This is a genomic window from Vibrio sp. SCSIO 43140 (assembly GCF_023716585.1).
In the GTDB taxonomy this organism is placed as follows: domain Bacteria; phylum Pseudomonadota; class Gammaproteobacteria; order Enterobacterales; family Vibrionaceae; genus Vibrio; species Vibrio maritimus_B.
Window position 1 is genome coordinate 1,148,899 of the sequence record NZ_CP071851.1, and the last position, 15,915, is coordinate 1,164,813.

15 protein-coding genes are annotated in these 15,915 nt (G+C 46.0%); 4 read left to right on the forward strand and 11 right to left on the reverse strand.

Features of this window, described 5'->3' with window-relative positions; genetic code table 11:
• Positions 1 to 40 precede the first annotated feature (40 nt).
• From viaA (J4N45_RS23660) to viaA (J4N45_RS23670), 3 genes are all read right to left on the reverse strand, one after another.
• Entirely contained in the window at positions 41 to 1,486 is a 1,446-nt protein-coding gene (gene viaA, locus J4N45_RS23660) for an ATPase RavA stimulator ViaA (protein WP_252014823.1), read from the reverse strand.
• A 90-nt stretch (positions 1,487 to 1,576) separates the two neighbouring features.
• Positions 1,577 to 3,238 carry an ATPase RavA domain-containing protein gene (locus J4N45_RS23665; protein WP_252014824.1) on the reverse strand — a complete coding sequence of 554 codons (1,662 nt, stop codon included), beginning with the start codon at positions 3,236 to 3,238 and terminating at the stop codon, positions 1,577 to 1,579.
• A gap of 172 nt (positions 3,239 to 3,410) precedes the next feature.
• Positions 3,411 to 4,904 carry an ATPase RavA stimulator ViaA gene (viaA, locus tag J4N45_RS23670; protein ID WP_286036910.1) on the reverse strand — a complete coding sequence of 498 codons (1,494 nt, stop codon included), beginning with the start codon at positions 4,902 to 4,904 and terminating at the stop codon, positions 3,411 to 3,413.
• Between the two features lie 193 nt (positions 4,905 to 5,097).
• Between viaA (J4N45_RS23670) and J4N45_RS23675 the strand changes: the two genes are divergently transcribed.
• The 4 genes from J4N45_RS23675 (at position 5,098) to yjeH (ending at position 8,385) form a co-directional block, all read left to right on the forward strand.
• On the forward strand, positions 5,098 to 5,616 hold the full coding sequence (locus tag J4N45_RS23675; protein ID WP_252014826.1) for an NUDIX hydrolase: 519 nt from the start codon (positions 5,098 to 5,100) through the stop codon (positions 5,614 to 5,616).
• 10 nt (positions 5,617 to 5,626) lie between these two features.
• Positions 5,627 to 6,631: a low-specificity L-threonine aldolase gene (ltaE, locus tag J4N45_RS23680; protein WP_252014827.1), complete on the forward strand. Its 1,005-nt coding sequence runs from the start codon at positions 5,627 to 5,629 to the stop codon at positions 6,629 to 6,631.
• A 91-nt stretch (positions 6,632 to 6,722) separates the two neighbouring features.
• Entirely contained in the window at positions 6,723 to 7,037 is a 315-nt protein-coding gene (locus J4N45_RS23685) for a c-type cytochrome (protein WP_252014828.1), read from the forward strand.
• Positions 7,038 to 7,146: 109 nt separating this feature from the next.
• On the forward strand, positions 7,147 to 8,385 hold the full coding sequence (gene yjeH / locus J4N45_RS23690) for an L-methionine/branched-chain amino acid transporter (RefSeq protein ID WP_252014829.1): 1,239 nt from the start codon (positions 7,147 to 7,149) through the stop codon (positions 8,383 to 8,385).
• A gap of 53 nt (positions 8,386 to 8,438) precedes the next feature.
• Here yjeH and J4N45_RS23695 read toward each other — a convergent pair whose 3' ends face one another.
• The 8 genes from J4N45_RS23695 to mbhE all read right to left on the reverse strand — a co-directional run bounded on the left by J4N45_RS23695 (position 8,439) and on the right by mbhE (position 15,800).
• On the reverse strand, positions 8,439 to 9,224 hold the full coding sequence (locus J4N45_RS23695; protein WP_252014830.1) for a nitroreductase family protein: 786 nt from the start codon (positions 9,222 to 9,224) through the stop codon (positions 8,439 to 8,441).
• A 134-nt stretch (positions 9,225 to 9,358) separates the two neighbouring features.
• Complete coding sequence (locus tag J4N45_RS23700; RefSeq protein WP_252014831.1) at positions 9,359 to 10,021, reverse strand: polysaccharide lyase family 20 protein; 663 nt, start codon at positions 10,019 to 10,021, stop codon at positions 9,359 to 9,361.
• A gap of 274 nt (positions 10,022 to 10,295) precedes the next feature.
• Positions 10,296 to 10,622 carry a monovalent cation/H(+) antiporter subunit G gene (gene mnhG / locus J4N45_RS23705; RefSeq protein ID WP_252014832.1) on the reverse strand — a complete coding sequence of 109 codons (327 nt, stop codon included), beginning with the start codon at positions 10,620 to 10,622 and terminating at the stop codon, positions 10,296 to 10,298.
• Positions 10,622 to 10,888: a monovalent cation/H+ antiporter complex subunit F gene (locus J4N45_RS23710; RefSeq protein WP_503058238.1), complete on the reverse strand. Its 267-nt coding sequence runs from the start codon at positions 10,886 to 10,888 to the stop codon at positions 10,622 to 10,624. Before J4N45_RS23710 ends, mnhG begins: the two co-directional genes overlap by 1 nt.
• A 10-nt stretch (positions 10,889 to 10,898) precedes the next feature.
• A complete protein-coding gene (locus tag J4N45_RS23715) occupies positions 10,899 to 11,375 on the reverse strand; it encodes a Na+/H+ antiporter subunit E (protein WP_252014836.1) in 477 nt (158 codons plus the stop codon).
• Complete coding sequence (locus J4N45_RS23720) at positions 11,372 to 12,868, reverse strand: proton-conducting transporter transmembrane domain-containing protein (RefSeq protein ID WP_252014838.1); 1,497 nt, start codon at positions 12,866 to 12,868, stop codon at positions 11,372 to 11,374. Before J4N45_RS23720 ends, J4N45_RS23715 begins: the two co-directional genes overlap by 4 nt.
• Positions 12,865 to 13,218 (reverse strand): Na+/H+ antiporter subunit C, encoded by a 354-nt coding sequence (locus J4N45_RS23725; RefSeq protein ID WP_252014840.1) that lies wholly within the window; start codon positions 13,216 to 13,218, stop codon positions 12,865 to 12,867. The genes J4N45_RS23720 and J4N45_RS23725 overlap by 4 nt, the downstream gene beginning before the upstream one ends.
• A complete protein-coding gene (mbhE, locus tag J4N45_RS23730) occupies positions 13,218 to 15,800 on the reverse strand; it encodes a hydrogen gas-evolving membrane-bound hydrogenase subunit E (protein WP_252017234.1) in 2,583 nt (860 codons plus the stop codon). Before mbhE ends, J4N45_RS23725 begins: the two co-directional genes overlap by 1 nt.
• Positions 15,801 to 15,915 lie beyond the last annotated feature (115 nt).

The window sequence follows — 15,915 nt, forward strand, 5'->3', positions numbered from 1 at the left end:
GAAAGGATGGGTTCTTTTGATACAAGGATGTATCACCTCATTACCACTTTTTCATCAAACGCCCTACAAGCGTCGGATGATAGGACCAACAGTGATCAAACATACACATCAAAGACGGGTTACCATACTTGGACAGATTAATGGCATGAAAGCGATTCTTGCGCGCTTTAAGATCGGCAACTTTTTCAATCATCTCATGCGATTGCTCTGGCGCAATAAAATCCGAAATGACCACCATGTCAGCGTTCTTGTAGGTATCCGATTGCATCAGATCAATCGATTTATTGAGGACCGGCTCAAGATCAGTGCCGCCATGGAATGAATAACTTAGGAAGTCAGCCGCTTCTCGCAAGCCATCCTGTTTGGTTAGCTCATACGTAATGTGAGTCGTCGAGAATAAAATCACATAGCATTCGCGCTCTTCCGCTAGCGCTATCTGCATCAATGCATACGCCATCGCCTTCGCACACTGCTCTGGAAATCCACTCATCGAGCCCGATGCATCGATACATACGATAAACGGTCCCTTCTCGATATCCACCTTACTATTATCTGGAGCACTGGTACGAACTTTCTTCAGTGTACGAGCTTTACCCTGCGTTTTGTAATTCATAAGGCGTTTGTCGGCAAGATGCTTGTAAAAGACAACCTCAAGCTCAGGGTATGCTAAGAACATGGTTTCATTTGGAAGGAGTTTGTTTAAATCGTCAGATTCATGAATACCGACAATATCGTCGGTCGCTTCGTCGCTTTGCTCCTCGACCATTTCAACATTGTCAGCTTGCGCTTTGTTTAACTCAGGGTCGTCTTGCTCACTCGCCATACGTCCTAACTGCGCCGCTATCTGTTTAAGTGCATCGTTCTTTTTCAAAAACTCTGCATGGCTGTGCATGGTTTTTAGGTCTGTCTTGGTCAGTTTCGCGGCGGCCATGTCCCACAAGCGCCCCATCGTCGCTTCATCACCTTGCTGAGTAACCGTGTCCATATCTTTGATGGTTTCCATGCGCTGATAGAGATCTGCGAGAAACTTCTCCTTGCTCGCTTCTAGTTCTGACACTTCCGCTTGCTTAATAGCATCAGCTAGACTCTTGTACCAAAGATCGCAAAAATAGCGCGGGAACATGGGATTCTTGACGGACTTGTTTTTCTCGAGCAAACGACGAGCTTGTAGGTAAAAAGCAGAGTGCCATTCCAGCTTTTTCACCACACCTGGGATTCGCTCAAAGAAAGTCGCTTCGTCCCAATGAATCACTTCTTGGTATAGCGCGAGTTCTTGTTGGAAGCGCTCAGTTTCACACACGCGCGTCATGCGCTTTTTCACTGAGCCGCGCCATTTGAGCAGATGATTCTTCACCGAGCTTCGCATGCCACGGTTTTCGCTGATCGCCAAAACCTGAGAGCGCGCCATCAAATCGTTGACTGCCGAATCAATTAAGCCTGATTCTGCCACCATTAATGCGAGGTTTAATCCATCTGCTCCGAGCATCCTTGTCTCCGTTTCTCACCTTTACATGGTTTTGCGTATTACACAGCCCGCTCTCAATCTCGTTTGTCTCTTAATCTGAGTTTCGCTTCATCAAGCAAAAAAGGTTTGTAGACCTTTTATTCTTGTCACTGCTTTTTCGGCTTCTGCTGTTGTCGACTCTAATGTTTGAGTCACTGTTTGCAGACTGACTTCCATTTCTGTTGGTATGTCTGGTTGAATGAAGCCGTGTGGCAGAGCACCGTGGAATTTTGAACGTACCGAGCGAAGGTGATGCTCTGCATGTTTTAACTGAGTAAGAACTTGATCGGACTTAGTCACCCACTCTTGAAGCATGCTCTCGTCAATACCATTGGTAGTCACTAAAGTCGTCAGGACGGAACGATTTGCAATGTCTTTTACAACTAGGTGACTTGAGGCGTTGATATCGAGTCTTAAACGGCATAGGTGAGTATTTTGGTTCACATAACCATAAACCTCGCTGCCCCCCTCTTTGATAGCGCGGCTGAGCTCGTCTTTTGCGATATAGACCCAACGACTGTCGCCTTTTTCACTTTCAGATACCGACATATTGCTCTGCAGTAGGACCAACTTCACCAAGTCTGTAGCCGGACCGACTTTGTAAGATTTAGCATTGCTGATGTCGTACTGATAAACATCCTTGCGAAGCAATCCTGTTGTGGTTTCCATTGATAGTGGCATAGCAAACTCAGCCTCGATCTCCTCTTGGATTTCTTCAAGCTGCTCTTTGCCCTCTTCGATCTGTTGAAACACTTCTTGCTGATCAAAGGCATGATTTAAGGCGAAGTCTTTTATCACCGTTCGTACAATCTCTAATGACTCAGGGCTGTTCCATAAACAGTCTTGAAGTAACAGAAGATCCAGCGGGTTAACGCTGTCACGTCCATTAAAGAAAGCACTTGCTTTGAGAAGCTTGACGGCCTTCTTCCAGCGTCTATCAGAGACATACAAATCCGCCTCAGAAAGTGTTGCCCTATGCTCGTCCGCAGACGCTTCTAGCATGGTTTTTAATTGATAGAGTTTCTCAAATACGTCATCACTGAGCGCGACATCGTTTAGCTCTCGCTGCCATTGATGGTATTCAGCATCAGTAATTGCGAGCCCCTCAGGGATCTTCGCTTCCTCTGAAGTGCCGACCGTCAACATTGACTTGAAGTTCTGCTTGTTTTGAATACGGTTAACAAAAATGCGTACAAGCATACGATCGTAAAGTGCTTCTAGACCGCTATCTTCATCTGGCAGTTCATTCGATGCAGACACGAGTAGACGCATGGGCACCTTCTCGATATCACTACCATTTTTAAAAGTCTTTTCATTCACAACGGTCAATAGCGTATTTAGAATCGCTGGACCTGCTTTCCAGATCTCGTCGAGAAACACAACTTGGGCGGTAGGCAGATAGCCATCGGTAAGACGCAAGTACCGTCCATTATCTTTTAACTCTTGAATACTCAATGGACCAAACACCTCTTCAGGCGTCGAGAAACGAGTCATTAGGTACTCAAAATAGCTACTGTTATCAAATGCTTGAATTAGACGCTTCGCAATTAAGCTTTTGGCGATGCCTGGAGGACCCAATAGGAAAACACTTTCACCGGCAAGGGCAGCTAAAAGACATAGCTTGATAGTCTCTTCACGCTCATACACTCCGTCGGAAAGTGCTGAGGCAAGTTTTGTAATTCGTTCTGATAGCAACGCTTTATCAGCGTGTGAGACAACTGTGGGCTTAATCATGCCAATACCTCTGTGCACAAAATTGGAATGCATAATTAATTTTATACATTTGTTATCATTATGTTACAAGACCTTTCAATCCTGCGTATTTTAAGCATGCGCATCAACGCAAAATTATCAAGTTGATTTAATTAGAATTTTGCTAAAAAAACGGCGATATACGCCGTTTATATTAGCCAAAAGTATGAGAAAAAACTTGTCGAGCTCTTTGTAAACCCGCAGTTGGTTTCTTGACAATTTTACCAACTAAGCTCGGATGATATCGCCACTGGGTGTCGAATAGCGATAATACCTCTGGGTTACCGTACTTTGATAAGCACAATGAATGGAATCGGTTATAGCTTCCTTTCAACGACATCACTTTTTCAATGATATTCTCTTCCTGCTTTGGCGCAATAAAGTCGGAAATCACCAAAAGGTCAGCGTTTTTGTACTGTTCACCCTTCATCACATCCACTGCGTAATCTAGGACCTTACTTAAATCGGTACCACCTTTGAATGTGTAGGAGAGAAAATCACACGCCTCTTTTAGTCCCTTTGATCCAGATAAGTCATAGGTAATAAAGGTCGATGAGAAGAGAATCACATGGCACTCGCGAGACTGCTCTGCTGCCATTTTCATCAGCGCGTAAGCCATAGCCTTCGCCGACTTTTCAGGTGCACCTTGCATAGAGCCCGAAACGTCCACCGCGACAACCATGGGACCTTTTTCCTTTATCGCTTCTCCATGTGACTGCGACGGATTATGAAGCTGGCGAATCGTTCTCTGTTTTCCTTCGGCTTTGTAGGTCAACAAGCGCTTCTCGACTAGGTGTTGGTAGAACACGGTTTCTAGCTCTGGGTAAGCAAGATACATGGTCTCGTTTGGTAGCAGTTTATTGATATCGTTACTGGTGTGGATACCAACAATGTCGTCTGTGGCAAAATCAGACTTTTCTTCCACCACCACATCATCATGCGTCTCAACTCTATTTAGCTCAGGCGCATCGACTTCATCAGCCATACGACCTAACTTGTCTGCTATTGCGTTTAGATCGCTATGCTTAGATAGGTATTCTGCGGTGCGCTCTATGGATTTCCAATCTTGCTTAGTAAGCTCGGCACCTGCTAGATCCCATAAACGACCAAGCGTAGCGTTTTCGCCCGTCTGGTTAAGATTCTCCATATCCTTGAGCGTGTCTATGCGCTGGTACAGCTGTTTTAGAAAACGGGATTTCTGCTCATCAAGGGTATCTTGCTGTTTAGACTGAACGGCAGTAGTTAAGCTCTCATACCATTGACGACAAAACTGTCTTGCAAATAAAGAGCTCGGGTAACTTTGCTTCGAAGCAATCAATTTTTGCGCTTTTTCGATAAACAGCGAGTCTTCAGGCAACTGTGCAACGAGAGTACTGAAGTTGTCGTCAAACTCAGACTCAGTCATATATACCGCTTGTTGATAGAGGCTTAACTCAATTTGGATTGAGTCTTCATCTTGAGTTTTGACTAGCTTGCGCTTAACGCTCTTCGACCACTTGGCCATAGATGCGGTGAGGCTCTGCTTAACGCTGTCCTCATTGCCAAGCGCCATAAGATCAGTGTGCTGCATGATTTCTCGTACTGCAGAATCAATCATGCCTGATTCCGCTACCATCAATGCTAAATTTAGCCCATCTGCCCCTAACACGCTGTCGCTACCTTTTTATGAAATACACCTGAAGCCTTTGATATACCTAATCTCTCGATGTCAAAATAGTGCAGAAAACACTGTTTCCATTTTCGGAAGGCAATCAACACTTTTATCACTGCAGACTAATCATCGACATTTGATCCTTTGTGTGGTGATATTATCGCTTCAACATCGCAGTCACGGATGATTTATGACCTACAAAACCATTCATCAATGGAAATCTATTTCTCTCATCGAAGAAGAAGTCACCCTACCGAATGATCAATCAGTGACACATACCACCATCAAGCATCCTGGCGCCGCCGTAATTCTGCCAATCAACGACAATGGTGAAATCCTACTACTCAATCAATTTCGCCCATCGCTAAAGAAATGGTTGTTAGAGCTACCTGCAGGCACAATGGAGCCAAATGAGGATCCCACGCAATGCGCGTCTCGGGAGCTGATTGAAGAAACCGGTTTCGCCGCTGGTGAGATGATTTCGCTCGGTCAGGTAACCCCATTAGCGGGTTTTTGCGATGAGATTCAACATCTGTTTATCGCAAAGTCCTTATCGCCTAGCGATAAATATTCGTGTGACGACGATGAGGTCATCGAAGTTGTGACAATGTCACATACACAACTACAACAATATATTATCGACGGTAAAATCACCGACGCCAAAACCATAGCTTGTCTTAGCAAGGCAGCGCTATGCGGATACATTTAGGAGATATTCAATGGATTTTCGCTCAGATACGGTCACCAAACCAACCCAAGCTATGCGCGAAGCAATGGCAAACGCTCCTGTGGGCGATGATGTTTACGGTGATGACCCAACGGTTAATGAGCTAGAGGCGTGGGCAGCAGAGCGACATGGTTTTGAAGCTGCCATGTTTACTACATCAGGCACACAAGCCAACCTTTTGGGCTTGATGGCGCATTGTCAGCGCGGTGATGAGTACTTATGTGGTCAACAAGCGCACAACTACAAATACGAAGCAGGTGGTGCGGCGGTCTTAGGTTCTATCCAGCCGCAACCTATCGAAAACAACCCAGATGGCACGCTTGATTTTGGTAAACTGAAAGCTGCGATTAAGCCTGATGACAGCCATTTTGCTCGCACCAAGCTGCTAAGCCTAGAGAACACAATCAACGGAAAGGTGCTCCCTCTCTCCTACTTGGCCGAAGCAAGGCAGTTCGTTAATGAACACGGATTGAGCCTCCACCTCGATGGTGCTCGAGTATACAACGCAGCAGTCGCTCTTGATGTAGATGTCATTGAAATTGCCAAGCACTTCGACTCAATGACTATCTGTTTATCGAAAGGCTTATCTGCTCCGATTGGCTCTCTACTTTTAGGCTCTAAATCCTTTATCGAACGCGCTCGTCGTTTACGTAAGATGGTTGGTGGCGGAATGCGCCAAGCGGGTATTTTAGCCGCAGCAGGTAAGCTGGCTCTTACCGAGCAAGTGGCACAGCTTGCGACTGACCACGCGAACGCGAAGAAACTGGCCGAGGGACTAAACGCTGTTGATGGATTTAGCGTTAATGCCGATTTTGTCCAAACTAATATCGTTTTCGCTAAGCTCGATGAAAGCGTCGATATCGACCGTATTGCTGAACAGCTCGCTGAAGATGGTATTACGATCTCACCAAGCAACCCAGTTCGCTTTGTGACCCACAAAGATGTTTCTAGCAACGATATTGATGTCTTACTTGAGAAACTAAAGACGCTGGTGTAACGCAAGTCGCATCACATTTAAAATAGAGTTGAGCTTAACCTAGGGGTAAGGTTTATCTTATTGCCTAGGTTACGTTTTTTTGAGTATTGATATGAAAATCCTTCCTGCAACTTCGGTACTATCGATTCTATTCTCGGGCACTGTACTCGCGAGCGATTTTGGTGATGCTGAACTTGGAAAGCTTAAATCACCCAGTTGCGTGTTTTGCCATAACCCAAACGGTCTCACCAGCCAGCCGAGCTACCCAGACCTTAACGGACAAGATCCACTTTACTTATATAACGCAATGAGAGCCTATATCAACGACGAGCGTTCGGGCCCCATGGCTGCACTGATGAAAGCTCAACTGCAAAACTTATCAGATGAAGATCTAAAGGATGTTGCGGCGTTTTATTCTGAGCAATAAGTCGCGAACTCTACACTTTCTCGACTAGGTAATCTTTATAGATAAGTTGTTAATTTAACGTCTAAATACTAAGCTAGACAGCTTTACACAGTACGACCGATGTAACGCGATGTCACAGCTTAAACAAGAAATTACCCTACTCGGTGGCATTGGCCAGATGTCTACCACGCTCCTTGGTACTGGCTTATTCATGGTACCCGCTATTGCCGCAAGTATTGCCGGCGAGCAAATCCTTTGGGCCTGGTTTGCTCTATTACTTGCGATCTGCCCGATCGCAATTACATTCGCATCGCTTGGAAAGCGCTACCCTAACGCGGGAGGAGCATCGTACTTTGTGCGCCAAGCATTCGGTCCGCGACTGGAAAAAGCCATTGCCCTGCTATTTATTAGCGTCATACCCGTCGGTGTTCCCGCTGCCATTGCAATTGCTGGTGGCTTTGCACAGCAGTTCTTGCCAAGCTTTATGTCTCACCCACTACCTGCACAGCTATTTGTGGTCGCCCTGCTCATGGCAGTGAACTTTTCAGGCAGCAAATCATCAAGTCGACTTCAAACCCTCATAGCGGTGGGCATTATTGTATTAGTGGCGAGTTTTGTGTGGAGCAGTGATGTGCACGCGACAAACTTTGCTCCGACTGCCTCGTCAATTGCTGATATGGGTTCTATTGCTCAAGCTATCGCAGTTATGTTTTGGTGCTTCGTAGGAATCGAAGCGTTTGCTCATATGGGTGAAGAGTTCAAAAGACCTGAGCGTGATTACCCTATCGCCATTTTGGTCGGGAGCCTCCTCGCTGGCGCTGTTTATTACGTTTTCTCAGTTGTGGTCTTAGAACATTACGCATACGGTACTCAAGCTTTAAACACCACCTCAGTCCCCTTCATTGCTGACAAATTATTTGGTCCTCAAGCCACTTGGATTATCAGTATCGTTGGCTTTTTAGCATGCTTTGCCACCATAAACCTCTACACCCAAAGCCTGGCTCGTATGATCTGGTCGCTGGCTCGAGAGTATCGTCCAGAAAGTCCTGTTGCTCGCGTGTCAGTGAAAGGCGTTCCTACTATCGCCACTTTAATGGTTGGAGTCACACTTGCTGTGTCATGCGTATTTGGTTATTTGTCGGGTATCGACATTGATATCTTTCTAACGCTCGCAAATGGGATCTTTGTGGTGATATACCTTTTCGCGATGTGGAGTGCAGTGAGACTGCTTGGTGGATGGCGAAAGAGTCTCGCAATATTGTCACTTATCTTATGTGTCTTAGTTCTGCTCTCGATTGGTTTGGCGATGATATATGCCATCATCGTATTGGCTTTGCTTTGGGCACTACTGGGTAGAATTAGCAAATAGAATCAAATACAAGCTCAACCAAAAATGGAAGTCTTAAGACTTCCATTTTTTACTTAAGACGGTTCATAATTCATGAAGCCTTGCTTTTCGAGGTAGTTAAGTACGTTATTTGAGAAGGTTACATGCGATTTTCGCGTGTACTTTAGCTTGGTATAAACCTGCGCAAGGTTCTCCACATCAGAGTCCTCGATCATCTTTTTAAGCTCAGGATAAGACATGTAACGAGCCCATCCTGCGGTTTCTCTGTCGTGGTAGATTAATTGAATCGTATCGTCATCATGATCTTGATAAACCTCATGATGTATTAACCCATCCATCGGTAGACGGTCGCGGATCTCAGGGTTTTCGGCGGGATACCCAAGCGAGTAGCCGACAACGGGTACAACACCCTCTGGGAGTTCTAGAATCTCACCAATCTGGTCACAGTTTGCTAGGGTTGAGCCCATGTAACATAGACCGAGTCCCTTCGCCTCAGCAGCAACCGCTACGTTTTGCGATACCAAAGTCGCGTCAATCGCAGCGATCATAAAACTCATAAAGTTATCAAAGTTTAAAGGCGCTTCGCTTTGCTTTAACCACTTACGCATTCTTCTAAAATCAGCGCAGAAAGTCAGCAATACGGGTGCATCAACCACCATGTTCTGCTTCATATGAGGTTCAAATAAAGCCTCACGACGTGCCTTGTCTTGGGTAACGATGATTGAGTACGACTGCATGTTTCCTGACGAGGAAGCTCTCACACCTGCTTGCAAGATTTCATCAAGTAATTCTGGTGCGATAGGGTCATCGTGGTACTCACGAATTGAGCGGTGCTGATGAAGAACATCAAATACATCCATGCTAAAACTCCTTGTTAGATGTAATCACGAACAAACTGCATGTTACATCAAACTATTTGATTTTTCGCACTATTAACCCAAAAACTGAGAAATACCCAAGCCGATTATGAACACCGTAATTCCCTGACTTTGAGTTATATTTCACTTCGAGAGTAATCATCAAAATAAACAACGAAAGTATGCTGAGAATAATCTCGGTAAACGCCCGCCTTAAAATAGGGACCCACACAGTCAAGATAGCTAGTTGGACCGTGATAACCGACAACTGTTGCGTCATCTATTTGGACTTGCAGATAGCCCTCAGAGCTTGGTGTCCACATCACCTTAATATCAAATTGATACCAACGATCTTTTTCAATTGGTTCACTTAAATAATGGCGAACTCGAGTCATACCCTCTTTGTTGTGCAAATTCACAGGGAGGTCACTGGTTTGCCCTCGAATTAAGAAGCGATTATTTCGCACCTCTATACCTAAGTTAGGGCTTCGACTTATCTCTCCCAAGTGTAAATCCGGCGTAGCATGCCACTGGGCAATAAGAGCCCGCACGTCGTCAAATTCCCATTCCTCGGAGATGAGTGTTTTAAATCGATAATGCATTTCCGTATTAAATGGTGCTTTATAGCGTTCATAGACTTCGGCCCGGTAGGCATCACCCGTTCTCGTAGCGAATACATCATTTTCTCGAACTTCTACTCGCAATACTTTGTGCTCCTCTTTATGCGGTTCGGAAACAAGTGTTGCCGAGTGTGCGTAAGAGAAGTGCTTCCCCCAATCCGTTAGGTTGGGAAAATTCACAGAATTTTCATATTGTTGGTTCGAGTCGTTTTGGGACGTTGGACACTCCAATTCCCCACTAAAAGCAGACACAGGAGCCCAGTAAAATATCTGCGAGCAAAGCAATGCTAAAAGTCTAACCATGTCGAGAATGCGCTTTATCGAAAACAGGATATGAACTTGATTCTATTAGAAATGTGCCATTGAAAGTAAGCCACATGACGTGTTTTTCGCTTTGCATTGATTTGTCTACGCGTTTAATTTGAGGATCAATGGATGATGGTTCACTCGTTACTCACTTCTCTTGTTCTATCGACTGTGCATCAACTGAGCGATTGCGCCAAATCTTATAACCGCGGGCTTGCATACTTTTACCCAACAAATGTGCTGCGACGGGTGCGGTTAGGACGATAAACACCATAGTGCCTATCACCCGTGATAGCACTGTCAGATCATGAATAGACAAGGCAACAGAGAAGAGTATGGCAGCAAGCCCAACAGTACCTGCTTTCGTTGCAGCATGCATACGCGTATAGAGATCGGGCATGCGCAGAACACCAATACTCGCGACCAGAACTAACAGAGTTCCGAATATTAATAGTAGCGCGACAACCACTTGCATTACGACCCTCCTGCTTGTTTGTCTTTAACAATTAAACGAGCAAACGCGATTGTGCCCAAAAAAGCGACCAATCCTAAAGTAATCGCAATATCAAGTAGCGACGTTTGCATCGTATGGAGGGTCACTATGGCAATGAATCCAATGGTAATGAACGCCATAAGGTCCAAGGCAACGACTCGATCTGCCAACGTTGGTCCCTTAGCAAGCCTCACGAAAGACAGCACCAAGCTCACTAACAATCCCACATAGGCAAACTGGATACTCATTTGAACGAACTCACCCACGGGTCACCTCCAATATTCTTCTCTCCATACCTTGCTTAATACTTTGGATAACCTCTTCATGCTTTGGTGCAAACATCGCGTGAACCACAAGATGCTTCTTGTCCTTCGTAACATCGAGACAAAGACTACCTGGGGTTAACGAAACCATATTGGCAAGTAAGGTTATTTCCACGTCACTCGTGGCATCCAATGGGACATAAACAATGTCAGGATCACTTAAGTGCGTTGGCGTAATGACATCCCACATCACTCGTGCAACCGACACTATCATCTCGTAAATAAAATAAACAAAGAGAGATAGCGCCGCCCTAAAGCGTTTGAAATAACTCGTTTTTAATCCAAAAGGCTGACTAAGGCGCAAAGCAAAGAAACCGACAATAAATCCAACAACAAAGTTACCGCTGCTGTAGCTACCGTTAATAAGCATCCAAGCGAAAGCAAGAAACAAGTTAAGCAAGAAGTAACTCATAATCGGCCTCCTAACACGGCATCTACGTAGGCACTTGGTACTAAAAGCTGGTTTGCAGCCCCCATGGCGAATTGAAAAAACGGCTCTGCGGCGAAGCCAATCACCAAGCTGGTTGACGTCAAAATAATAATGGGGGTGTAATACAAGAGTTGAACAGCCTTGGGCAAAGTCACCGATCTCGTCTCCTCAGGCTGAGGCTTCCAAAACGCCTCACTCCAAATCTTGGTCATCGAAAAAATGGTCAACAATCCCACCACTAGAGCGGTTGCAGCGAGCATGTAGTGTTCCGTATAAAGGCTGTCTTTGATAACCAAAAACTTGCCCCAGAAACCAGATAAGGGTGGAAAACCTGCTAATGAGAAGGCTGGAATAATAAATAAGAAGGCCAGCAGAGGCATTGACTTATACACACCACCAAGCTTGGACAGTTGACTGGAGCCATATCGGCGCTCGACAAATCCACCAATCAAGAACAGGTTGGCTTTCACTATGATGTGATGGACGATATAGAAAATCGCCCCCGCTAGCGCAAGCGGCGTGTAGATAGCTAACCCCATGATCATGTAGCCGATTTGACTGATGATATGAAACGATAAGATGCGCTTAATATCGAACTGAGCGGCAGCTCCCAACACGCCTGTTAACATGGTTAAACCTGCTACCCATATGAGTAGCGGTTGCCATCCACTCTCCGCCAGTGGAAATACCAAAGTAAACAGTCGAATAAGCGCGTACACCCCTACTTTAGTCAGCAAGCCCGCAAACAAGGCAACCACTGCATTCGGCAAAGTGTGGTATGACGCAGGTAACCATGAAAAGAGCGGAAACAATGCCGACTTAATGGCAAACGCGAACAAGAACAACACTGAGAGCAGAGCTTGGGTTTCGGTTGGTATTGCTTGCGCTTTGGTGTGTAAATCTGCCAGATTGAGAGTGCCAGTTGCACCATACAATAAGCCTATCGCTAGCAAGAAGACCAACGTAGAGACCAGATTAAGCACCACATACTTGACTGCCCCATCGACCTGAACTTTTCCAGCATCCAGAACCATCAGACCAAATGAGGCTATCAGCATCACCTCAAACCACACATAGAGGTTGAAGATATCTCCAGTGAGGAAAGCGCCATACACCCCCGCGAGCAAAACATGTATCAGCACGTGGTACATGCCGTATGAAGGTTTATCTCTAAGATCGGCCATCGCGTAGAAGACACAGACAGCCCCTATTATTGCTGTCACTAAAACCATGGCGGCACTGAGCAAATCAGCTACAAACACGATTCCAAAAGGTGCTGCCCATTGCCCGAATGCCACCGCTTGAGGCCCACCATTGAGCACACCAACTAGCAAAGCTAACGCGATACAAAACGTGACGCTGACGCTGATGCCGCTAACATAGTCCAAAACGCGCAAATGGCGTCGAGCAAAGAATGTCAGTATCGATGTCAGCAGTGATATGACAACGGGTAACGTCAAACCTAGCTCTGTCATGAATCCTCCTCAGAGCGGGTTAGTTGCTCAACATCTGCACTCCCTGAATCCTGATAAGAGCGGTAAAACAGTAACAAAGCAAACACCAGTAAACCAAATCCAATCACGATCGCAGTCAGAACTAAGGCTTGTGGTAATGGGTTTGCGTAGCCCTCTGGCGGCAATACGTCATTTGCGTCAATAAGCGGCGCCACGCCGAAAGTTAATCGACCGCTAGTAAATATTGCTAGGTTAACGGCACTGCTAAGTAGTATTAATCCGAAGATAACTCGCAGATAGTGTCGCTCCAACATCAAGTAGATACCGGATGCGACAAAGATACCTATCACCCCACTCCATAATATTTCCATCAGTCGAGCTCCTCATTTACTTTTAGCAGCATCCCCATCACGCCACCGATAATCGACAGGTAAATACCGACATCAAATAGCAGCGGCGTTCCAAGGGGCACAACTTCTTTCCACCACAAACCCGTGAGATACGGCAGACCCACTAATAAACTCATTACGCCGGACAAAGCGCTGACTGCAATCCCCACCATCGCGATGCAAAACGGTGAGTAATACAAGCGTTCCCTTACGTAACTTGGCGATTCAGCAAACATAAGTAGAGACAGACCAATGACGGCGATAAGTGCGCCAATGAAGCCGCCTCCTGGTGCGTTGTGACCTCTCAGCAACAGATAGAGTGAGAACACCAGCATAAGCGCTGCGACAATGTGCGCTGTGGTGGCGAAAATGAGCGAGTTGATCTTATTCTTTTTATGAGCGCTTGTGTTGACTAGGCTTGCGGCTGATAGCCCCGCGATAACGACAACCACCACCTCTCCAAAGGTATCGAAGGCACGAAAATCAACCAAAATTACATTCACAATGTTGCGACCATGACCGCCAGGCACACTTTGCTCTGCAAAGAATTGCGATAAGCTCGTATCCAGAGGCTGGGATGTGATGTTAATAAGCAGCATAGTGACTGCAAATCCAATGAATATAGCGACGATAGCGTGTAGCGCTCGGCGGCGGCGTGGATGTTTAGGAACCGTTGAGAACAGCGGTAAATGGCGCATTAACAGCGCAACGAAGACTACGAGTAGCGTCTCTACCAATAAGAGAGTTTTGGCGACATCCGGCGCGCTATAGAGCATAAAAACCAATGTCGTCATAAAGCCAATCACACCTAGTGATGCGACCGCTAAAAGACGAGAGGTCGAAACAATACAGAGCAGTGCTGAAGCAACCATGATCGCAGCAATGACGACCTCGAAATAACGAAGTTCAGCAAGACCAGATGACCAATTAACATTCCCCAACGAGATATGACTGAACAGCAAGATCGCGAGGACTCCAAATGAGGTGAGCACATAGCCACCAAGCTTTTTGTGTTGAAGCAAATTGGTTTGCCATTTAGCGACACCGACCAATGATGCCATGAATCGATGGAACACAGAGTCAGCGACAGGTGTTGTTACGCCCCCCCTATCCCACCATGTTTGTGCGCGACCTGATAATTTGTAAAACAAGACGCCTAAGCCCAAAGTAAGCCCACTGAGGATCAGAGGAAGATTTATGCCTTGCCATAATTTAACGTCGCCGACTAGAAGATCGGGTGAGACGGTTTGCACGCCAGGTGCCACAATATTGCTATTAAGCCAACCAAGAGCTAACACAGGTAAAGCGATGCTACCCAGTGCTAGTAAGGCTGGCGGTATCCAGAGCATGAAACTCGTCTCTACCGGCTTTGCTACTGCCGCTCTCTTTTCTTGAGAACCGTGAGGTTTTGAAGAAAGAAACGGTTTGAAAATAAGTGACATTGCTAGCGACACCATAAGTGCGTTGACAACAAGCAGCACCAGCAAAATCCATGTGTTGACCTCAAGTAGCGCCTTGTACATGTACTCCTTGCTCAAGAAACCCATAAAGGGTGGGATACCAGATTTTGATAATGCAGCAATAGCAGCAGCAATTAACGATATAACCAGCACACTTTTCAAACCGCGAAGCAGCCGAATGTCTCGTGTCCCCGTCGCTTTATCTATGTTACCCACGACCATAAACAGTGCTGCTTTATAAAAAGCATGAGCAATAATCAACAGAAATGCTGATACCAACGCGAGTTCGCTACCAATACCCAGTAGCAGCACCAGCATACCCAACACGACATTGGTACTGTATGCGAGCATCAGTTTGAGGTCCGTTTGCCTTACTGCCAGCAGCGCGCACCATAAAGCGGTAAACCCACCCACTGTTGTTAAGGTATAAAACCAAACGTCTGATTCCGAGTAGACCGGAGACAATAAAGCCAACAAGAATACGCCCGCTTTCACCATGGTCGACGAATGCAAATAGGCACTGACTGGCGTGGGTGCTGCCATCGCATTTGGCAGCCAGAAATGAAATGGAAACTGAGCAGATTTCGTTAATGCGCCGAGCATGACCAAAACCATCGAGGCGTGGTAGATCGGCGCTTGTGTAATCGCAGCTTGCTCAGAGATGATCACACTAAGTTGAAAACTGCCTGCGGCTTGCCCCAATAGGATGAGTCCCGCAAGCAAAGCAAGGCCACCAGCACCAGTAACGATCAGCGATTGCAGTGCATTTTTTCTCGATTGCTCCTTTTCATGGTTAAAGCCGATAAGCAGATAGGAAGTAAGTGTGGTCAGCTCCCAAAATACGAACAACAGAAGGATGTTGTCACTCACCGCAACACCTAACATGGCGAGCATAAACAGCGTTAGATAGCTGTGGAACAACCAACGATCTTTTGCCCCTTTTAAGTAGGCATAAGCATAAAGCTGAACCATTACGCCGACACCAGAGATCATTGCCGCGAACAGATAAGATAAACCAGTGAGTCTAAAGCTAAGATCGATCCCTAAGCTAGGCACCCACTCTACTGTCCAGCTCAATCCTGATGGCTGATACCAGTAAGTCAGTGCAACCAGAATCCCCGCTGGTAGGATGGCAAAAATCCAAAGCGGTTCTTCCCTTACATTGGGCTCTGTTACATAGACTCGGTTGATTCCATTACTCATCATCTGGCTACACTGG